The following is a 20363-nucleotide window of genomic DNA, read 5'->3' on the forward strand; positions in this document are numbered from 1 at the left end:
TTTGCACGGCGTCACTCGAGAGTTCGCCGTCGACTGCATCGTTCGACGGGGTCACGTACGCAGAACCGGCGTCGACGGAGACGCTCGAATCCACGCCGGAATCGGACTCGGTTTGCGGCGCGTCGTCGACAGCGCTGAGGTGTGCAGTGGGTCCGCCCCGCTGATCACGTGTCACGTGCTGGTCATACATCGCTTCCGCCTCCTCACCTGTGGTAGCGCAGATACTTTCGGTCCTCGTAATCTCGAATACCTTGCCCCGCGCCGGTATTCGATCGAGCTGGTACGTCCGAGCCGACTCTCCACCCGTCCAACTCTCGACCTCTACTCCACGTCCACTCAGGGACGAACAGGAAGGGAACGAGTGTTCGAAACCAGGTTCGCTGCAGTCGAACTCGTGCCGCGAACGCTGAATGACATACCTGTGATTAGACACGTACAGGTGTGTCGCGGTCAAGCCGATCGCACAAATCCAATACCATCCCATGCCCGAAATCGGCTGTCTCCCCGAATCAGGGCGCGTCCCGTGCGTGTCGCGGCGGTTCTCGGGCTCGGATCCCGGCCCCGCGGACGGTCCGGGTGGGCGCTCACCCGGGCGGGCGGCAACCGCACTAGGCTCGCATGTTGTGAAAGTTACTGTTCTGGTCGGTGGCGTCGGTGGCGCACGGTTCCTCCAGGGGCTCAAATCCCTGTTCGGCGACTCCCTTCTCGGCGACGAACCCGAGAACGAGATCACGGCGGTGGTCAACGTCGGCGACGACGTCTGGATGCACGGCCTTCGCATCTGCCCGGATCTCGACACGTGCATGTACACCCTCGGAAACGGAATCGACACCGAGCGAGGCTGGGGCCGGGTCGCGGAGACATGGAACGCCCGCGACGAGTTGGCCGCCTACGGAGCAGATCCCGACTGGTTCGGCCTCGGCGACAGGGACATCGCCACGCACTTGATCCGCAGTCGCATGCTGCGCACCGGATTTCCGCTGTCGGCCGTCACCGAGGCACTGTGCAACCGATGGCAGCCCGGGGTCCGATTGCTGCCGGTCACCGACGACCGCTCGGAAACACACGTCGTGGTCACCGACCCCGACGACCCCAGCGGCGAGCAGCAACGTGCAATCCACTTCCAGGAGTGGTGGGTTCGCTACCGCGCGCAGATTCCCACGCACAGTTTCGCTAATATCGGTGCCGAACAGGCCACTGCCGCACCGGGAGTCGCCGAAGCGATCGCCGAGGCCGACGCGGTGATCCTGGCCCCGTCCAACCCGGTGGTCAGTGTCGGCGCAATTCTTGCCGTACCCGGCATCCGCGGCGCACTCCGCACCACCGCCGCCAAGGTCGTCGGCCTGTCCCCGGTGGTGGACGGTAAACCGTTGCGCGGCATGGCAGACGAGTGCCTCTCGGTCATCGGCGTCGAGACGACGGCCGAGGCCGTCGGCCGCCTCTACGGAAGCCGAAGCGGCACCGGCATTCTCGACGCCTGGCTGGTGCACAGCACCGACTCGGCGGTGGTCGACGGAGTCGACGTGCAGTCGATTCCGTTGCTGATGACCGACCCGGAGACCACAGCGGTGATGGCCCGCACCGCCCTGCGCGCAGCCGGACTCGAACTGTGACCGCCCCACGCGAGGTGGCGTCGATGCCGGAGGCTCCCGGTGACCACGCACCGGGCGGATCGATCGAAATCCTGCCGGTCACGGGACTTCCCGAGTTTCGTCCGGGCGACGATCTCGCCGCAGCGATCGTCGACCGAGCGCCCTGGCTGCGCGACGGAGACGTCCTCGTGGTCACCAGCAAGATCGTCTCCAAGGTCGAGGGACGTCTGGTGCCCGCACCGCAGGACCCCGAGGAGCGGGACGCAGCCCGCCGGGTCCTCGTCGATCAGGAGGCCGTTCGCGTCGTCGCCCGAAAAGGCCGGACACTCATCACCGAGAACCGCCTCGGCATCGTGCAAGCCGCGTCGGGTATCGACGGGTCCAACGTCGACGGCAGCGAACTGGCGCTGCTCCCGGAGAATCCCGACGCCAGCGCGGCGGCTCTTCGGCGAGCACTGCACGAGTCGGCCGGAGTCACCGTGGCTGTCGTGATCACCGACACGATGGGCCGGGCCTGGCGGATCGGTCAGACCGATGCCGCGATCGGGTCTGCCGGCCTGGCGGTCGTCCATCGATACGCCGGGGCAGAAGACGGCCAGGGCAACGAACTGATCGTCACCGAAGTCGCCATCGCCGACGAGCTCGCTGCGGCAGGCGATCTCGTGAAGGGCAAGCTGGGTGGCGTTCCGATAGCCGTCGTCCGCGGCCTGTCACCGGTCGACGACGGCTCCACCGCCGCCACCCTGCTGCGCGGCGGCGAAGACGATCTGTTCTGGCTGGGAACCGCCGAGGCACTCGAACGTGGTCGACGTGAGGCCCTGCTCCGCCGGCGGTCGGTTCGATCGTTCTCCCCGGATGCAGTCGACCCGGACTCGATTCGTGACGCTGTCGCGGACGCCCTCACCGCCCCCGCCCCGCATCACACCCACCCCGTCAGATTCGTCTGGATCAGAACGCCCGCGGTGCGTCGACGACTGCTCGAGACCATGCGCGAGCAGTGGCGAGCCGATCTGGCCGGCGACGGGCTGACCGAGGACCGCATCGCCGCGAGGCTGAGCCGTGGAGACATTCTGTTCGATGCGCCGGAAATCGTGATTCCGTTCTGTGTGCCGGACGGGGCGCACACCTATCCCGACGAGAGGCGTCGCGCAGCGGAGGACACCATGTTCACCGTGGCGGTCGGTGCCGCCGTTCAGGGTTTGCTCGTCGCCTTGGCCGTTCGCGATCTCGGTAGCTGCTGGATCGGTTCGACGATCTTCGCCGCCGATACCGTCCGCGCCGAGCTCGGCTTGCGTGCGGACTGGAAAGCATTGGGGGCCATCGCAATCGGACACCCCAGCGAACCGCTGACGGTACGAGATCCGGCCGCGCCCGGGTCTTCGCTGGTGGAGCTCTGACCGACGATGTCCGCTTCCTCACTGTGGCAGTCCGCGGCCGAGACACTCGATCGTTGGGCACCGACCGACTCCAGGGACGAATCCCTTCGGCACACCGTGATCGCCTTTCTGCACAGCAATCCCGACGCGTGTCTCCGCGCGAACGAGGCCGGCCACATCACGGCGTCGTCGCTGGTACTCGACGCGTCGGGACGACACGTTCTGTTGACCCTGCATCCCCGGGTGGGCCGGTGGATTCAGCTGGGCGGTCACTGCGAACCCGAGGACGATTCGGTCGTCGCCGCAGCGCTGCGCGAGGCGACCGAAGAATCCGGAATTGCCGATCTGTCGATCGATCCCGAGTTGCTCTCGGCGCACACTCACCCGATCACGTGCTCGCTGGGTAAGCCGACCCGGCACCTGGACCTGCGGTTCCTGGTGCGCGCCCAGGACGGCGCGCGCGCCGTGCGCAGCGAGGAATCGACGGACCTGCGCTGGTGGCCGGTGGACGAACTACCCGACTCGGCCGAGCGCGAGACCATCGACCATCTCGTCGCGCTCGCCGCGCATCGCTGATTCGCCCGGGTCGGCCCCGCTCAGCCCCTCGGGACGACGATCAGACGTCGGTGGAGAAGCGCACTCCCCCGTCGGGCAGCTTCACTCCGGGCCATACCCGTGCCCCACGCAGCAACTCGCACCGAGCTCCGATATCGGCACCGTCACCGATGACGGCGTCACGCACGAGTGCGCGCGGTCCGATGCGGGCTCCGAATCCCAGGATGGACCGTTCGACCACGGCCCCTGCTTCGACGATCGCACCGTCGAACACCACCGCGCCGTCGAGACGAGCGCCTGCGCCGATCTCGGCACCACGTCCGACGACGGTTCCACCGATCAGCAGTGCGCCCGGCGCGACACCCGCTCCGGGGTGAACCAGGGACTCACCGCGATCTCCGTGCAGTGCGGGCGACGGCGCAATCCCGCGAACGAGGTCGGCCGATCCCTTGACGAAATCCTCGGGCGTACCCATGTCGCGCCAGTACGCACTGTCGACGTGCCCATAGACCTTCTTGTTCTCGGCGAGTAAGGCGGGGAACACCTCTCGCTCCACCGACACCGGCCGGTCGGCTGCGATGGACTCGATGATCTCGCGCTTGAACACGTAGCAACCGGCGTTGATCTGATCGGTCGGCGGATCCTGGGTCTTCTCCAAGAATGCAGTGACTCGGCCGTTCTCGTCGGTCGGTACACATCCGAACGCGCGGGGATCGCCGACCCGAACGAGATGCAACGTCACGTCCGCGTCGGTCGTGCGGTGCGTGTCGAGCACCGCCGTCAGATCGGTACCACCCAATACGTCACCGTTGAACACCATGACGTTGTCTGCCCGCAGTCGCGGCAGCACGTTTCTGATTCCGCCGCCGGTGCCCATGGGCTCGGTCTCGAACACGTACTCGAGTTCGATGCCCAGCGCCGACCCGTCGCCGAAATGTTGCTCGAACACTTCGGCTTTGAACGACGTTCCGAGAACCACGTGTTCGATGCCCGCAGCCTTGATCCTGGCCAGCAGGTGGGTGAGAAACGGGAGTCCTGCAGTCGGGAGCATCGGCTTGGGTGCCGAGAGAGTCAACGGGCGCAGTCGAGTTCCCTTGCCGCCGACCAAGATCACTGCATCCGTACGTGCGGCGACCGATGGGGAACTATCCGACATGTCCAGCCTCTGTTCTCTCGTCCGACGGTCGTTCTTCACGAGCTCGGGCCCGAAGCGCCGAAGTCACAACGACCTTCGAGCGAAGACCGAGACCCGCGCGCAGCGCCCATCGTAGTGGAGCCTGCCACACCCGGTCGTGTCTGTCGGCCTGGAATCGGTAGGCGCTGGTGTGGTGTGCGGGCAGCATCACTTCCGGATGCCGTCCTGCCGCATGGCCTTTCGAGTGCGTGACCTCGACCTCGGGTACGTAGACGTTCTGCCAACCCGCCCTGCCGAGCCGGTCGCCGAGGTCCACGTCCTCCATGTACATGAAGTAGCGCGAATCGAACCCGTCGATGGAGTCGAACGCCGCGCGGCGAAGCAACAGGCATGATCCCGACAGCCATCCCACCGGCCGCTCGGACACCGTCTCGTTCTCCTGGCGGTATCGCCGAGTCCACGGATTGGTCGGCCAGAGCTTGCCCAGAATTGCGTGGCCGGCCCCGGACGTCAGATCGGGCACCGATCGCGCGGACGGATATCGCGACCCGTCCGGCTCACGAATGAGTGGGCCCAGCGAACCTGCGCGCGGCCATCGCGCCGCGGCGTCGAGCAATCCGTCCAGGGACCCGGGGTGCCACCTGACATCCGGATTGGCCACCACGACGAATTCGACCTCGGGGTCGACCGCGGCGATCGCCCGATTGACGGCAGCGCCGTAGCCGATGTTGGCGCCGGTACGCAGCAATTCTGCTTCCGCGAACGCCGCCTCGGCGGCTTCCGGAGTGCCGTCGACCGACCCGTTGTCGGCCATGATGACTCGCACGGGCCGAGTCGTGGCCTCGCGAAGAGACGTCAGAAATTGCTCGAGGTATTCGCCGGGGGAATAGGTCACCGTCACCACGGCCAGGTCGGAACTCACGCGGGCAAGACTAGCCCGAGGCGAGCATCGATCCCGCATCACGACCGAGCAAGAGCCGCCGTCAGAGCCTCGGACCAGGGGCGGGGCGCACCGAGCCCGGCTGCGGACCACGCACTCGGTGACAGCACCGAGTATGCGGGCCGAGGTGCCGGGACGACGTACTCCGCGCTCGAACACGGCCGCACCCGGTCGGGGTCGGCACCGATGCCCGAGAACACTGCCCGGGCGAGGTCGTACCAGCTCGCCTGCCCGGCGTTGGTGAAGTGAACGGTCCGGCCGGTCACCGTCGCGTCGGCTTCGATCTCGAGCAGACCGGCGGCCAGGTCGAGAGCGAAGGTGGGCGATCCGATCTGGTCGTCGACCACCGAGACGGTCTCCCGCTCGCCTTCGAGTCTTCGCATCGTGGTGACGAAGTTCTTGCCGGTGTTGTCGTAGACCCATGCGGTGCGCACGATGACGGCCTCGGGAAGTTCCTCACGTACCGCCGTTTCCCCGGCCAACTTGGTGCGTCCGTACACGGACTTCGGCGCGGTCGCCGCGTCGACGTCGTACGGCTCGGTCGCTGTGCCGTCGAACACATAGTCGGTAGAAATGTGAATCAGTCGGGCACCGACACGCCCGCACGCCCGCGCGAGATTTCGAGGACCGTCGGCATTGACGGCCATGGCCCTGGACTCGTCGGTTTCGGCGGCATCGACGGCGGTGTATGCGGCGCAGTTGACGACGGTCGCACCCGCAGTCACCACGGCGTCGACGGCGTCGGGGTCGGTGATGTCCAGGTCGGCGGACGAATAGCCGTGCACCTCGACATCGGAATCACGCTCGGCGGCGAGCGAGACCACCCGTCGGCCCAACTGGCCGTGTGCACCGGTCACCACGATCGCATTCACGGTTGCCAAGTGTGGCACGCCGCGCTCGGTTCGGCGAGAGCGCGGCCGATCGCCAGTAACCTTCGACTCGGGGGGAGTGAACGTCTGTCGGTGGGTGTCCATGCCTGCCGGAAACGAGGAAAGGGTCGAAGGTGCCACGAGATTCAGGCACGCACGGAGGTGAGCGCACACCCCCACCACACCGGCGCACCTCGCGGCGAGCCGACGGCGACGGCCTGCGCGGCGAGCGACGCGACCGTGACACCGACCCTCGTGCATCCCGCGGGCGCGACTCCCAGGATCGACCTGTACGTCCCTCCGCAGACGGTGAACCGGGCGTGCATCGCCGAGGCGGCGCGGCCGGCGACGAACGACGAACCACGGCCGGCCGCACACGACGACCGCAGCGTGGGCCCCGAGGCGACGACCGACGAGCGGACGCAGGCGAGGCACCCCGCCGACCGGGCGCAGGTGGTCGCTGGCCGGCGACGCACGTTGCGGTGGCCGTGTTGTCGGTACTCGTCCTGTTGGTGACCGGCTTCGCGTGGCGCAGTGTGGACAGTCTGCGGTCGAACATCGCCACCGCGGGTGGCCTCGGTCTGGGCGGCGCAGCAGACGGTGCCGTCGACATCCTGATGGTCGGCACCGACAGCCGCACCGACGCCCACGGCAACGCGCTCTCACCGGAAGAACTGGCCTCGCTCAACGCAGGCGAGGAAGTTGCGTCGAACACGGACACGATCGTGTTGATCCGTGTCCCGAACGACGGCTCGTCGGCCACTGCCATCTCCATCCCGCGCGACTCGTACGTCGAGGTGCCCGGGATCGGAATGTCCAAGATCAACGCCGCGTACGGAGCGACCAAGGAGAACAAACGGCTCGAACTGGTCGAGCAGGGAGTCTCCGATGCCGACGCCGAACCGCAGGCCACCGAGGCCGGACGCGAAGCGCTGATCGATTCCGTCGCCAACCTGACCGGTATCACGGTCGATCACTACGCAGAGGTCGGCCTGCTCGGTTTCGTTCTGCTGACCGACGCCGTCGGCGGAGTAGCGGTATGCCTGAACAATCCGGTGCAGGAGCCGCTGTCGGGTGCGAACTTCGCCGCCGGTGAGCAGAACCTGTCCGGTTCGCAGGCGCTGAGTTTCGTCCGGCAACGACACGATCTGCCCCGCGGTGACCTGGACCGGATCGTGCGCCAGCAAGTCTTCATGGCCTCCCTCGTACGCAGTGTGCTCAGCGCCAAGACGTTGAGCAATCCGAGCAAGCTCGGTCAGCTCAGTACCGCGGTGCAGCGGTCGGTCACCCTCGATTCGGACTGGGACATCCTGCAGTTCGCCACTCGCCTGCAGGATCTCGCCGGTGGCAAGGTCAAGTTCGAGACCATTCCCGCGGTCGACATCAATGCGACGACCGACTACGGCGAATCCATCGTGCAGGTCGACCCGGCAGCAGTGAAGAAATACGTCGCCGGACTACTCGAGGACGGGAACTCCGCCGAGACCAACGCCGAGAATTCGGATGCCCCGGCCGTCGATCCGTCGACGGTGACGGTGGACGTCGCGAACGACAGCGGTATCGAAGGTCTGGCCAACGGTGTGGCCGGATCGTTGACGGCGCTGGGGTACGTCGGTGGCACCATCGGCAACTACGAGGGCTCGTCCATCTCCACGAGCCGCATCCAGACCGCCGACGTGGACAGCGACGCCGCTCGCGCCGTGTCGGCCGCACTCGGTGGCCTGCAGATCACCGCCGACGACACCATGCCGGCCGATGCCGTACGGGTCGTGCTCGCCGACGACTACGCCGGCCCCGGCTCGGGTCAGGCCGCGACGGCCGAAACCGTGGCACCCGAAGCGGGTACAGCAGTCCCCGAGGAACCTGCGGCACCGATCGACGCGGGTTCCACCGGCCCCATGTGCGTGAACTGACAGTACGAACGCAGCGTGGAAATCGGGGCGGGTCGGCGTCGACTAGGGTCGTGGTGTGGCTTCGAACCTGACTCAAACCCTGCTCGAGCCGATTCTGGCGGCAGACCCGGCCGGTCCCCGCATCACGTACTACGACGATGCCACCGGCGAGCGGGTCGAGGTGTCCGCCGTGACACTGGCGAATTGGGCGGCCAAGACTGCCAACTTGCTCCGTGACGAGTTCGCACTCGATCAGGGCGCGCGCGTGTGCGTGCTGTTGCCGGCGCACTGGCAGACCGCTGCCGTACTTCTGGGAATCTGGTGGACCGGCGGCGAGGTGGTGCTCGGTGCAGACGACTCCGCGGATCTCGCGCTGGTGCACGGCGACCGCCTCGACGACGCACCCGACGTCGACGAAGTTCTGGCGCTCTCGCTCGATGCCTTCGGTAAGGCAGTCCCCGATCTGCCCCTCGGGATGACCGACTACGCCACCTCGGTTCGCGTACACGGTGACCAATTCAGGGCAACCGGATCCGGGGCCGCGGCATTGGACGGCCGCTCGGTGGACGACGTCCTCGCCGCAGCGAGAGAACGCGCCGAGGCCCGTTCTCTCTCGGCCGCGGATCGAGTGTTGTCCAGTGCATCCTGGACCACCGCCGACGAGTTGATCGACGGACTGCTCTCGGTGCTCGCGGCCGGAGCGTCGTTGGTACAGGTGGCCAACTCCGACGAGAGCAAGAAGGAACGACGCATCGACACCGAGAAGGTCACGACGACCCTCGACTGACTTGTCGCCTCATCCGGTCGGGCGGTAGCCGCCGTCCGCGAGTCCCGCTTCGATCTCGAACCGGTTGGCGCTGCCGCGGTGACGCGCTTCCTCGACGAGGTAGCGGAACGGAAAGGTCAGCCCGAACCTCGCCCACTGGTCGGCGTGAATCGCCTCGTGCCGCAGCACCCGACGGGCGGTGTTGTTCGCCGTCAGGTAGGCCCCACCGAATGTGGTTCCGCCGCGGCCGAATCCGCCGCGCAGGCCGGAACACACGAAGATCGAGAACTCGTCGTCGAAACGCGCCGTTCCGCCCCACAGCTGCGCGTAGCGCAGTGCCAGCCGGGTCACCGACACCGACTGCCACTTGCCGCGGCCGGCTCGTCGAATCTGCTCGCGCCGCGACGCCGCGGCACTCATCCCAGCAGCGTGGTTCGCAGTGCCGCGTCCTTGTCCAGAACCATGGCCTCGAGAGAGGACTGGAAGGCCGACATCCGTTGCTGCAGAACAGGATCGGACGCTCCCAGAATCCGGACGGCGAGCAACCCCGCATTGCGGGCACCGCCGATGGACACCGTGGCCACGGGAACGCCGGCGGGCATCTGCACTATCGAGAGCAGCGAATCCATACCGTCGAGGTACTTCAGCGGTACCGGAACGCCGATGACCGGCAGTGGCGTCGCCGACGCCACCATGCCCGGCAGGTGCGCCGCTCCCCCGGCACCGGCGATGATCACTTTGATTCCGCGACCGGCGGCCTCGCGGGCGTAGTCGAGCATCCGCTGAGGGGTGCGATGCGCCGAGACCACGCCGACCTCGAAACGAATACCGAACTCCGCCAGCGCTTCTGCAGCGGCCTCCATCGTCGGCCAGTCGGAATCGCTGCCCATGATCAGGCCTACGACGGCGGTACCGGATTCGTCAGTCATGATGCGGGTCCCATCCGTCGGTCCATTCGGCGTGCGACATCCAGTGCGCTGCACGTTCGGCTCGTTCACGTACGGCCGCCACGTAGGCCGGGTCGCCGAGCGATCCGGACCTCGCGCCCAGAATGTTCACGTGGCCGATCTTGCGGTCTTTCCGCTCGGTTTTGCCATACAGGTGCACCTTGGCGTCGGGCATGCGGGCGAACAGGTGATGCAGGCGTTCGTCCATCGTCATCTCCGGCGCTTCGGGTGCACCCAGGATGTTCGCCATCACCGTCAACGGTGCCAGTGGATCGGTGTCACCCAGCGGGTAGTCGAGCACTGCACGCAGATGCTGCTCGAACTGCGAGGTGCGGCAGCCGTCCATGGTCCAGTGACCGGAGTTGTGCGGCCGCATGGCCAGCTCGTTCACCAGAAGCTTGCCCGAGGTGGTCTCGAACAGCTCGACCGCGAGGTCTCCGACGACGCCGAGGGCGCCCGCGATATCGAGCGCCAGCCGACCGGCGTACGTGGCGACGTCCTCGTCCAGGTCGGGAGCCGGGGCCAGAACCACCGCGCATTGTCCGTGTCGTTGCACGGTCTGTACGACGGGCCACGCAGCACCCTGACCGAACGGCGATCGCGCGACCATCGCCGACAACTCGCGGCGCATGGCGACCTTCTCCTCGACCATGAGCGGCACACCGAGGTCGAGCTGGGCAGTGACGATCTCTTCGGCTTCCTCGGCGTCGGCGGGCATCCAGACACCGCGGCCGTCGTAGCCGCCGCGGACCGCCTTGAGGACGACCGGCCACCCGTGTTCGTCACCGAACGCAATGGCGTCCTGCGCCCACGACACCTCCGCGTACGCCGGTCCGGGTGCGCCCAGCTCTTCGAGCTTGCGACGCATGCGCAGTTTGTCCTGCGCGAAGATCAGCGCGCTCGGTGGCGGCTGGACGTTGACGCCCTCGGCGACCAGGGTCTCGAGGTGCTCCGTCGGCACGTGCTCGTGGTCGAAGGTCAGGGCGTTGGATCCGGTCGCGGCCGTGCGCAGCGCATCGAGGTCGTCGTGCAGCCCGAACACGACGTCCGGGCTCACCTGAGCCGCCGGCTCGTCTGCGCCCGCGGCGAGCACGCGCAGCGTTTGGCCGAGTTCGATGGCCGACTGATGGGTCATGCGGGCCAGCTGACCTCCGCCGATCATCGTCACGACGGGCATTCCGGTCGACGACGGGCGCGCAGCGGTGGGGCGCGGTTCGGTACCTGTCACGGCTCACCATGGTGTCATGTCCTGCCGGTTCGGGCCGAACCGGCAGTCGCACGGCGGTCGTCGTTGTCGCGAAGACCGTGCAAACACTGTCGTCGAGACTGTGGAAACGCTGATGAACAGAGCGTCGGTTCGCCGGATCGGGCGTTCGTTTCGTAGACTTCACCGTTGTGCCGACGATCGACAGCGTGCTTCAGCGCTTACCCAAGCCCATCAGGGACCTTGCGATCCGGCACAGCGAGTTGATCAAGTTCGCCATCGTGGGCGGTACGACGATGGTGTTCGACCTCGTCATCTTCTACTCGCTGAGCCTGACGGTGCTCGAGCAGAAGCCGGTGATCGCGAAGATCATCTCGGGCGTGCTCGCCACCCTGCTCAGCTATTTCCTCAACCGTGAGTGGGCCTTCAAGCACCGCGGCGGGCGCGAACGCCACCACGAAGCGCTTCTCTTCTTCGCCATCAGCGGCATCGGAGTGCTCATCGCCGCCGGTCCGCTGTGGATCGCGAACAACATCTTCGACATCCGCGACACCAACGAGTCGCTGACGATGGTGGTCGTCATCGACTTCGTACTGAACTACATCATCGGCAACCTGCTCCAGATGGCGTTCCGCTTCTGGGCGCTGCGTCGCTTCGCTTTTCCCGAGGACAACGCGCGCACCATCCTGGAAGTGGACGCCGAGCGCAACGGGGATCCGACCGACGCATCGAACGCGCTCGACTGACCCCCAGTTCGGTCAGCGTGGTTCGCGCCGCGAGAGCGCGGGCGACGATTCGCGCCGAGCGGGCAGGAACACCGAGAACAGTGCCGGTCGTCTGCGCTGTAGTTCCAACCGTCCGCCGTCGGCCTCGATCAGGGCCCGGGCCAGCGCGAGACCGACTCCGGTCGAACCGGCTCCGGAGAATCCGCGGTCGAAGATGTGGGGTGCCAGTTCGTTGCTCACCCCTGGACCTTCGTCGGACACCTCGACACAGACCAGTTTCTCTCGCCGCCGGTCGGTCCCCTCGGCGGCGGACACGGCGCGCACTGCAACCGTGCAGGCACCGTCGCCGTGCACCAGAGAGTTGTCGACGAGTACCGACACGGCCTCGCGTAGACGCGAGCCGGTCACCGACGCCTGGAGGTCGGCGTCGCCCTTGAGCACCAGACTCCGACCTGCATCGTCGAAATTTCGCTGCCATTCGACCACCGTGCCGGTCAGTTCCTCGATGACCGATACCTCGTGCGCATCGGCGGCGCCGTCGCTGCGGGAGGAGCGGACGAGTTCGTCGATGGCCAGGGTCAACCGATCGACCTGATCCATCGCCTCGTTCGCCTCGTCGACCACCGCGGGGTCCGGATGGGTGGAGATCTCGTCCAATCGCAGCCGAACGGCGGTCAGGCGGCTACGAAGTTGATGCGAGACGTCGGCAACCAACGTGTGTTCGCGCTGCAGCCGCCCGGCGATCTCGACGGTGGCCGAGTCGAGAACCTCCGACACCCGGTCCAGCTCGGCAATGCCGTGCCGACGCGGATCCGGCCGAAAGTCGCCCTCGGCCAGTCGGGCGGCCCGCCGCGCGACGTCCTGCAACGGATCGGCCAGTCGCTTGGCCGTCAGCACGGCCACCACGGTTCCTGCCAGCGCGGACGCCAGGACCACCAGAGTCACCGCTCCGAGCGCCTGCCGCTGCAGTGAACGCATGTCGTCGGACGGTACTTCGAGCCGCAGTGATCCCGAGGTCCCCATCGACAACGATTCGACTAGTGGCCGGGGGACGGATGCCTGCCCGATATCGGCGCGGGACGCGGCGTCCTCCGGCGTCGGATAGATGACGACGAGGCGGCCACCCTGCGGAATCGCCAGACGCAGCGAACCGATGTCGAGTTGACCCTCGATCAGTCCGGCCGACCCCTCCTGCGAGATGATCTCCGCGGCCATTCGGTCGAGGCGTGCCTGCAGATCGTTTCGAGTGAAGTCCTCGACCCACAGCCAGGCCGTGTACATCAGCGGCAACCCGAGCAGCAGGGCCGTCATGATGACGACAGCGAGGATGGAGACCAGGATTCGACGCCGCATCGACGACTAGTCGCTGTTGATGCGGAATCCGACACCGCGAACGGTCGCGATGCGACGCTCCGCCACCGGTCCTTCGTCGCCGATCTTGCGGCGCAACCAGGACATGTGCATGTCGAGTGTCTTGGATCCGCGCAACTCCGCGTCGCCCCACACCTCGCGCAGGATCACCTCCCGCGAGACCACCTGACCGGCGTGATCGAGCAGCACCTTGAGCAACTCGTATTCCTTGTTGGCCAGCGAGATCTCGGTACCTCCGACGAGCACCCGTCGGGCGGCCGGTTCGAGGCGAATGGCACCGACCTCGATCGGAACGTCCTCGCCGGCACCGCGTCGACGCAGGAGCGCTCGAACCCGAGCCATCAGCTCGGCGAGCCGGAACGGCTTGCCCACATAGTCGTCGGCACCGGCGTCGAGGCCGACGACGAAGTCGACCTCGTCCGTGCGCGCGGTGAGCATCAACACGGCCACCTCGGACCGGTTGGCGCGGACCTGACGGCACACTTCGAGGCCGTCCATTCCGGGCAGCCCCAGGTCCAGGATCAGCAAGTCGAACTTGCCGTCGAGCGCACGCTGTAGCGTGGCCGGCCCGGTCTGTTCGACGGTCACGGTGTAACCCTCACGCCCGAGGGCGCGAGAGAGAGGTGCGGCGATAGCTTCGTCGTCTTCGGCAAGCAGAACATCGGTCACGTCGGCAACCCTACGGTTCGAATGTGAGAACAGCCTGTGTTACCTGCGTTTCCCCGCGCGCCAACCGGGCTTGGACTCGGCCGGTGCATCGTCGGCCATCGGCTCGAATGCTCGGTCCCGATCGTGAACGGACTCGCGACGAAAGTCCATGGAGTCGAATACTTGCTGGTAGAGCAACGAATGGACGCGTTGCACCTGCGGAATGTCGTCGAACTCGAGTGGGTCGTCCGACGCCGACGCGATGATCAGGGTGCCGGTACCGAGCATCCTGTCCAGCAGCCCGTGTCGAAATTGCACGTTGCTGATGCGGCTCATGGGGATGTCGATTCCGGAATGCGTGAGCACGCCCTGCCGAACGAGGACCCGACGATCGGTGACGATGAAGTGAGTGCACTTCCAGCTCACGAGCGGAACCAGGCATCGCCACCCGACGATCGCTGCCCACACCACCAGCGCGGCGATCGTGGCCACATCGGCGGCCGTGGATTCGAGTCGGGCACCTGCGACACCGAGGGCGACGCCGGCGAGACCCGTGGCGAGCACGAACGTGATCGACGGCAGAATCAACATCTTCCAGTGCGGGTGACGGTAAAGCAGCAGCTCTTCCTCGTCGGCCAACGCATCCTGTGGGTAACCCACGTGCACTCCTGACTATTCGCGCCGGATCTGCCCGGGTGAAGATGGTCTCACGAGACAGGTCGCAGATGAGTGACGTCGCCGGCGGCCACCGCCAGCACCGAGGGCGATGCGGAGCCTGCACGTTCGACCTCGATCACGATCCGGCCGTGTTCGTCCACATCGACAGCGGTTCCCACTTCGTGTTCGCCACCGGGGAGGTCGACACGCACTCGCTGTCCGATGGTGCCGCACCGATCTCTGTATCGGTGCGCCAGCGCCTCGGTATCCCAGTGCGCATCCCGCCACGAATCCACCTCGGCGGCCACCCCGCGCAGAATCGCACGCACCAGGGTGTCTCGATCGAGCACCGCGGCCTGTTCGAGCGCGAGTGACGTCGCCGTGGGCACCGGGAGCTCGGCCTCTGTCATCGAGACGTTCACTCCCAGGCCGATGACCACCGTCGGACTCGGTCCGTGGGCGGCTACTTCGGCCAGAATGCCCGAGACCTTCCTACCGCCGATCAGGACATCGTTCGGCCACTTCAACCGCGCATCGACCTCGGCCACGGTACGCAGCGCATCGACCAGAGCCACGCCGGTCATCAGCGGCAGCCAACCCAGCACCGCCGGGTCGATCCCCGGGAACTTCAGCAGCATCGACAGCAATATCTGCGATCGCGGAGCACCGGAGAACGGACGCGAATGCCTGCCCCGCCCACTCCCCTGATGTTCGGCGATCAAGGCCGTCCGGTCCGCCCGATCTGCCGCCGCAGCGACGAGGTCGGCATTGGTCGAACCGGTCTCGGTCACCACGTCCACCCGAGACCACGAGGCCTGCGGTCCGTCCACCAAGGCTCGACGGAGTGCGCGGACGTCGAGCGGTGGGCGATCCAGATTGGTCCACATGACCACCAGCATATGGGTTCGGCGCGAACCGACGTCGGCTCGTGAACCACCCTCGGTCGGGGCGCAGATCACACTCGCAGTTAAAGTGTTGCCCCATGACCAGCGTCCAGGATTCCACTGCACCCGGGTCGGCAGATGCACCCGATATCCATACCACTGCGGGTAAATTGGCCGATCTTCGTAAACGTCTGGGGGCTGCGGAGATGCCGTCGGGTGAGGCGGCGGTGGAGCGGGTCCACGCGAAGGGCAAGTTGACCGCGCGCGAGCGGATCACCGCCCTGCTCGACGAGGGCTCGTTCGTCGAACTCGACGCGTTGGCGCGGCACCGATCACAGAATTTCGGGTTGGGTGACAATCGCCCCTTCGGTGACGGTGTCGTCACCGGCTACGGCACGGTCGACGGCCGCGATGTGTGCGTGTTCTCCCAGGACGCGACCGTCTTCGGCGGCAGTTTGGGGGAGATCTACGGCGAGAAGATCGTCAAGGTGATGGACCTGGCGATCAAGACCGGAAGGCCGTTGGTGGGCATCAACGAAGGCGCCGGGGCCCGCATCCAGGAAGGGGTGGTCTCCCTCGGGTTGTACGGGGAGATCTTCCACCGCAACGTCCGCGCCTCCGGGGTGATCCCGCAGATCTCGGTGATCATGGGCCCCGCCGCCGGCGGGCACGTCTACTCCCCGGCGTTGACCGATTTCGTGGTCATGGTCGATGGCACCAGTCAGATGTTCGTCACCGGCCCCGATGTCATCAAGACCGTCACCGGGGAGAACGTGACGATGGAAGAACTCGGTGGCGCGCACACCCACATGGAGAAGTCCGGTGTCGCGCATTACGTCGCGTCCGGGGAGCAGGACGCCCTCGACTACGTCCGCGACCTCCTGTCGTATTTGCCGTCGAACAATCGGGCCGACGCGCCGCGGACGGTGGCGTCGGATCCGATCGTCGGGGCGATCGAGGATTCGTTGACGGCGGAGGATCTCGAGCTCGACACTCTGATTCCGGATTCGCCGAACACTCCGTACGACATGCACGAGGTGATCCGCCGGATCCTCGACGACGACGAATTCCTGGAAGTGCAGGAGGGGCGGGCTCGCAACATCATCGTCGGGTTCGGGCGGATCGACGGCCGGTCGGTGGGGATCGTGGCCAATCAGCCCACCCAGTTCGCCGGCACCCTCGATATCGATGCCTCGGAGAAAGCAGCCCGGTTCGTCCGCACGTGTGATTGTTTCAACGTTCCGATCATCACCCTGGTCGATGTGCCGGGGTTCCTGCCCGGGACGGGGCAGGAATACAACGGCATCATCCGGCGGGGGGCGAAGTTGTTGTATGCCTACGGGGAGGCGACGGTCGGGAAGATCACCGTCATCACCCGTAAAGCCTATGGCGGGGCGTACGACGTGATGGGCTCCAAGCACATGGGTGCCGATGTGAACCTTGCGTGGCCGACGGCGCAGATCGCGGTGATGGGGGCCTCGGGTGCGGTCGGGTTCGTCTACCGCAAGCAGTTGCTCGAGGCCGCGAAGAACGGTGAGGACGTCGATGCGTTGCGGCTGACGTTGCAGCAGCAGTACGAGGATACGTTGGTCAACCCGTACGTCGCTGCCGAGCGCGGGTATCTCGATGCGGTCATCCCGCCCAGTCACACCCGCGGGCAGATCGTGACCGCGTTGCGGCTGCTCGAACGCAAACAAGTGACCCTGCCCCCGAAGAAACACGGAAACATCCCACTATGAGCGGCGAAGCGAATCATGACGCAGTGAGCGAAGCGAATCATGACGCAGTGAACGAAGCGAGTCCTGACGTCGTGAACGACGGTCAGACCGTTGCCGATTCAGGCATGTCCGCGGCAATCCGGGTCGTCAAGGGCAATCCAAACGACGAGGACGTGGCGGCTCTGGTGGCGGTGTTGACTGCGGCGCAGAACGATTCGGCATCGAGCGCGGATTCTCGGCCTCGGGAATTGTGGGGTGCACCGTCGTCGATGCATCGCGGCTTCGCGGCGCAGTCGGCGTATTCGTACGCCGCGTCGGGCCGATACTCGCGGTGACGGTGCCGCCCGTGACGACCCGGGCCGATTCGGTACGACTCGTTCTGGCGTCGGCGTCACCTGCTCGCCTCGGAGTTCTTCGTAGTGCCGGCGTGGAGCCGATCGTCCGGGTGTCGGGAGTCGACGAGGACGCGGTGACGGCCGAACTGGGGCCGTCCGTGTCCGCCGCCACCGTGGTCACCGAACTCGCGCGGGCCAAGGCCGCCGCAGTCGCCGAGACGTTCTCGGATTCTTCGGCGGATCTGGTGATCGTCGGGTGTGATTCGATGCTGTCGATTGCCGGTGAGCTGCACGGTAAACCGCACACCGTCGAGGTGGCCCGTGAGCGTTGGCGGACCATGGCCGGGTCGACCGGGGCGCTGTTGACCGGTCATGCCGTTCTGCGAGTGACCTCCGGAGTCGTGGTGGCGCAGGCTGCAGCGCACAGCTCGACGACGATTCGTTTCGCAACCCCGTCTGCAGTCGATCTCGACGCGTATCTGGCGTCCGGCGAACCGCTGCAGGTAGCGGGAGCATTCACGCTCGACGGTCTCGGCGGCTGGTTCGTCGACAGCATCGAGGGTGATCCCTCGTCGGTGATCGGCATCGGCCTGCCGCTGGTTCGTACTCTTCTCGAGCGGGTGGGTACGTCGCTTGCCGCCCTCTGGGACGGCTCGCCGGACGACCCGATCGGGATCTGACCGGCGAGACCTACCTCAGGGCAACAGATCGATCAGCTCGCGAGCCCAGTCCTCGGCCATTGCCTTGGGCTTGATGTTCGACGAGCTGTCGTGCCGAGCGTGGGTACCGACCTGCTTCGCACCGAGCTCGGTGAGCTTTTCGGCGATGATCTCGCCGCCGCGGTTGAAGGTGTCCTCGTATACCTTGTCTCCCAGACCGAAGACTGCGAACTGCAGTCCTGCGAGGTCGGGGGCATCCTCGACGAGTGCCTCGTAGAACGGCTCCGCGCCGGTGGGGAGCTCTCCGTCGCCGTAGGTGGAGCAGATGACGACGTGGAAGTCGTCCGTGTCGATGTCGGAGACCTCGTACTCGAGCATGTCTCGCACCTCGGCGTCGTGATCACCGAGCACGTCCGCGATCTTGTCGGCGACCTCCTCGGCCGTACCGGTCTCGGACCCGAACAACACGACCACTGCCATGGATCGCTCCCCTTTCTCACATGCGCTCGAACACTCGAACAGTCGCAAAAGCATAGCCGTACCGGGGATCCCGCCGAAAATCCGCGTACGTCCGATGTTGTGATTTGTCTCGAGGTCACCAGAATTCGGGAGTCAGGCCCCAGTTCGTGTACTCGGCCTCGACCAGCCCACGCAGGTGCTCCTTGCTGGGGAACGCGTCCGGGTCGAGACCGGTGACGCACAGCGTCGCGTGGTCACCCGAGTCGTTCCACCAGGCACTGACCCCGCCGGCGGTGCGACGGAGCAACGCCACATCGGTGTTCTGGGTGATCGACCGCATCGCCACTGCCGCGGCGTCGACGCCTCCGATGGTGCGCAGTCGCGCGCCGCGATCGCCGAGGTTCGAGCACAGACACAGAGGTGCCGAGCCCGATGCCGCCAGCTTGGCGACGACGACGTCGGGCAACACCTGCATCAGTGGTTTGAGCAGCTCGAACACCGATGTCACCGTACTGTCGGCCTGGTCGGTGAACGCCTGCTTGCTCGATGCGCGGATGGCCGTCAGATCGTCGCGGTAGCCCTGTCCCCCGTCGACGTGAATGGACACCCCCGACGTCGCGTTGGCGCGACTGTCGCCGGGTGTTCGGGTGCTGACAGGAAGGGCCACCCGTACCCGGTCCTGCGGACCGACGCGTCCACTCGCGGTGAGAATGCCGAGCACGACCGCGACAAGGAGACTGTTCGAGCTCCCGCCCCTGCTCGCTGCGGCCGCGGCCCAGTCCCCCGATGCGCAGTCGACGACCACCGTGCTCGGTACCCACTTGGCTTCTCGTGCCGCGGTGACGGCCAGGGCACGGCTCGGAGTCGGGCCGGGTGCCGTGGAGCACGTTGCTACCTCGTCGGACGAGGTTCGCGAACGTACCGCGTCCACTGCCGTACGTCCGAGCGCTCGCGCCAACCCGGACAATGCCGCACCGATCTGTCCGACGCCGTCCGCGATGTCGGCACGTACCGACAACCGCGGGGGGACGTGGTCGAGCCCGCCGCGAACGAAGTCGTCCGGAGTCGCCCGACCGGCGAGAGCTGCTGCCGCCGCAGAGGTCAGGGCACCGCCGTCACCGACCACGTGCGATCCGACGAGAGAGACCACCGTGCCGCCGCCGTCGACCGAGGTCGCCGACAAACGCCACGCAGGTCCGTCGATGGGGTCCAGCGTCACCGCTGCCTCGTTCTCGATCCACAGATCGATGCCGTCCCGGGCGATCGCGTGTCCGATGACGACCGGGGCGGCGGGCGTGCGGGCCGTGATCCAGCCATCGCGGGCACCGGGCACCGCCGAGCGTCGTACAAGGCGATCCAACGGGCCGGTAGCAAGCAACTGCCACATGGATTCGAGTGCGTCGAGCGGGACGGCCGAGTCGAACCGCCACACGATCTGATTGACCACCGGCACTCCGAGTACGCACTCCATGCGCAGGAACAGGTCGTCGTCGTACGTCAATCTCTCCACCACGAGAGACTATCCCTGCCCGCCCACGTAGGTGGAACGACCGCAAATGTGCTTCCCGCCATATGTTTTCGTATCGGCTCGGTTCGGACGGTGCTGATAGGTTGGGGCTCTTCCCCACGCC

Annotated in this window: 21 protein-coding genes; 9 read left to right on the forward strand and 12 right to left on the reverse strand. The window is 66.5% G+C overall.

The genetic code is table 11. From position 1 onward, the window contains the following. The first annotated feature begins 623 nt into the window (after positions 1-623). From cofD to CH262_RS12175, 3 genes are read left to right on the forward strand one after another with little or no spacing between them, the layout of a single operon-like run. Positions 624-1613: a 2-phospho-L-lactate transferase gene (gene cofD, locus CH262_RS12165; RefSeq protein WP_094717661.1), complete on the forward strand. Its 990-nt coding sequence runs from the start codon at positions 624-626 to the stop codon at positions 1611-1613. A gap of 23 nt (positions 1614-1636) precedes the next feature. Continuing rightward, positions 1637-2989 carry a coenzyme F420-0:L-glutamate ligase gene (locus CH262_RS12170; protein ID WP_032408195.1) on the forward strand — a complete coding sequence of 451 codons (1353 nt, stop codon included), beginning with the start codon at positions 1637-1639 and terminating at the stop codon, positions 2987-2989. Between the two features lie 6 nt (positions 2990-2995). Next, entirely contained in the window at positions 2996-3544 is a 549-nt protein-coding gene (locus tag CH262_RS12175; protein WP_094717662.1) for an NUDIX hydrolase, read from the forward strand. A gap of 40 nt (positions 3545-3584) precedes the next feature. On the opposite strand, the gene CH262_RS12180 is transcribed toward CH262_RS12175, so the two are convergent. Genes CH262_RS12180 through rfbD form a run of 3 tightly spaced genes read right to left on the reverse strand, consistent with a single transcriptional unit; the run spans position 3585 to position 6470 of the window. Further along, entirely contained in the window at positions 3585-4679 is a 1095-nt protein-coding gene (locus CH262_RS12180; RefSeq protein WP_027496494.1) for a sugar phosphate nucleotidyltransferase, read from the reverse strand. Continuing rightward, positions 4669-5580 (reverse strand): glycosyltransferase family 2 protein, encoded by a 912-nt coding sequence (locus tag CH262_RS12185; RefSeq protein WP_027496493.1) that lies wholly within the window; start codon positions 5578-5580, stop codon positions 4669-4671. Before CH262_RS12185 ends, CH262_RS12180 begins: the two co-directional genes overlap by 11 nt. Positions 5581-5618: 38 nt before the next feature. Continuing rightward, on the reverse strand, positions 5619-6470 hold the full coding sequence (rfbD, locus tag CH262_RS12190) for a dTDP-4-dehydrorhamnose reductase (RefSeq protein WP_094643096.1): 852 nt from the start codon (positions 6468-6470) through the stop codon (positions 5619-5621). A 479-nt stretch (positions 6471-6949) separates the two neighbouring features. Here rfbD and CH262_RS12200 point away from each other — a divergent pair, with 479 nt between their 5' ends. Continuing rightward, complete coding sequence (locus tag CH262_RS12200; RefSeq protein WP_048320270.1) at positions 6950-8380, forward strand: LCP family protein; 1431 nt, start codon at positions 6950-6952, stop codon at positions 8378-8380. 55 nt (positions 8381-8435) lie between these two features. After that, the gene (locus tag CH262_RS12205; RefSeq protein ID WP_094717663.1) at positions 8436-9146 is read left to right on the forward strand and encodes a TIGR03089 family protein; all 711 of its coding nucleotides are present in this window, start codon (positions 8436-8438) and stop codon (positions 9144-9146) included. A 9-nt stretch (positions 9147-9155) separates the two neighbouring features. On the opposite strand, the gene CH262_RS12210 is transcribed toward CH262_RS12205, so the two are convergent. Genes CH262_RS12210 through CH262_RS12220 form a run of 3 tightly spaced genes read right to left on the reverse strand, consistent with a single transcriptional unit; the run spans position 9156 to position 11300 of the window. Next, positions 9156-9545 (reverse strand): hypothetical protein, encoded by a 390-nt coding sequence (locus tag CH262_RS12210; protein WP_032372702.1) that lies wholly within the window; start codon positions 9543-9545, stop codon positions 9156-9158. After that, entirely contained in the window at positions 9542-10054 is a 513-nt protein-coding gene (purE, locus tag CH262_RS12215) for a 5-(carboxyamino)imidazole ribonucleotide mutase (protein WP_094717664.1), read from the reverse strand. Before purE ends, CH262_RS12210 begins: the two co-directional genes overlap by 4 nt. Continuing rightward, positions 10047-11300 carry a 5-(carboxyamino)imidazole ribonucleotide synthase gene (locus tag CH262_RS12220; protein ID WP_027496486.1) on the reverse strand — a complete coding sequence of 418 codons (1254 nt, stop codon included), beginning with the start codon at positions 11298-11300 and terminating at the stop codon, positions 10047-10049. Before CH262_RS12220 ends, purE begins: the two co-directional genes overlap by 8 nt. Before the next feature lie 167 nt (positions 11301-11467). Here CH262_RS12220 and CH262_RS12225 point away from each other — a divergent pair, with 167 nt between their 5' ends. Further along, positions 11468-12022: a GtrA family protein gene (locus tag CH262_RS12225; RefSeq protein ID WP_032366285.1), complete on the forward strand. Its 555-nt coding sequence runs from the start codon at positions 11468-11470 to the stop codon at positions 12020-12022. Positions 12023-12034: 12 nt separating this feature from the next. Here the strand turns inward: CH262_RS12225 and CH262_RS12230 are convergent, their stop codons facing one another. From CH262_RS12230 to CH262_RS12245, 4 genes are read right to left on the reverse strand one after another with little or no spacing between them, the layout of a single operon-like run. Then, positions 12035-13354, reverse strand: a complete 1320-nt coding sequence (locus CH262_RS12230) for a sensor histidine kinase (protein ID WP_027496485.1) — start codon at positions 13352-13354, stop codon at positions 12035-12037. A 6-nt stretch (positions 13355-13360) separates the two neighbouring features. Next, entirely contained in the window at positions 13361-14041 is a 681-nt protein-coding gene (locus CH262_RS12235; RefSeq protein ID WP_027496484.1) for a response regulator transcription factor, read from the reverse strand. Between the two features lie 39 nt (positions 14042-14080). Then, on the reverse strand, positions 14081-14680 hold the full coding sequence (locus CH262_RS12240) for a PH domain-containing protein (RefSeq protein WP_094717756.1): 600 nt from the start codon (positions 14678-14680) through the stop codon (positions 14081-14083). A gap of 47 nt (positions 14681-14727) precedes the next feature. Then, the gene (locus tag CH262_RS12245) at positions 14728-15564 is read right to left on the reverse strand and encodes a biotin--[acetyl-CoA-carboxylase] ligase (protein WP_032372888.1); all 837 of its coding nucleotides are present in this window, start codon (positions 15562-15564) and stop codon (positions 14728-14730) included. Between the two features lie 95 nt (positions 15565-15659). On the opposite strand from CH262_RS12245, the gene CH262_RS12250 reads away from it, so the two are divergent. Genes CH262_RS12250 through CH262_RS12260 form a run of 3 tightly spaced genes read left to right on the forward strand, consistent with a single transcriptional unit; the run spans position 15660 to position 18294 of the window. Further along, positions 15660-17300: an acyl-CoA carboxylase subunit beta gene (locus CH262_RS12250; RefSeq protein WP_048320237.1), complete on the forward strand. Its 1641-nt coding sequence runs from the start codon at positions 15660-15662 to the stop codon at positions 17298-17300. 23 nt (positions 17301-17323) lie between these two features. After that, the gene (locus tag CH262_RS12255) at positions 17324-17614 is read left to right on the forward strand and encodes an acyl-CoA carboxylase epsilon subunit (protein WP_052057223.1); all 291 of its coding nucleotides are present in this window, start codon (positions 17324-17326) and stop codon (positions 17612-17614) included. Between the two features lie 11 nt (positions 17615-17625). After that, positions 17626-18294, forward strand: a complete 669-nt coding sequence (locus CH262_RS12260; protein ID WP_032387160.1) for a Maf family protein — start codon at positions 17626-17628, stop codon at positions 18292-18294. 15 nt (positions 18295-18309) lie between these two features. On the opposite strand, the gene CH262_RS12265 is transcribed toward CH262_RS12260, so the two are convergent. Beyond that, positions 18310-18753: a flavodoxin domain-containing protein gene (locus tag CH262_RS12265; RefSeq protein WP_027496480.1), complete on the reverse strand. Its 444-nt coding sequence runs from the start codon at positions 18751-18753 to the stop codon at positions 18310-18312. 115 nt (positions 18754-18868) lie between these two features. Continuing rightward, entirely contained in the window at positions 18869-20242 is a 1374-nt protein-coding gene (locus tag CH262_RS12270) for a hypothetical protein (RefSeq protein ID WP_032387159.1), read from the reverse strand. Between the last annotated feature and the right edge of the window lie 121 nt (positions 20243-20363).

The organism is Rhodococcus sp. 05-2255-1e (genome assembly GCF_002259025.1).
GTDB classification, from domain to species: domain Bacteria; phylum Actinomycetota; class Actinomycetes; order Mycobacteriales; family Mycobacteriaceae; genus Rhodococcoides; species Rhodococcoides fascians.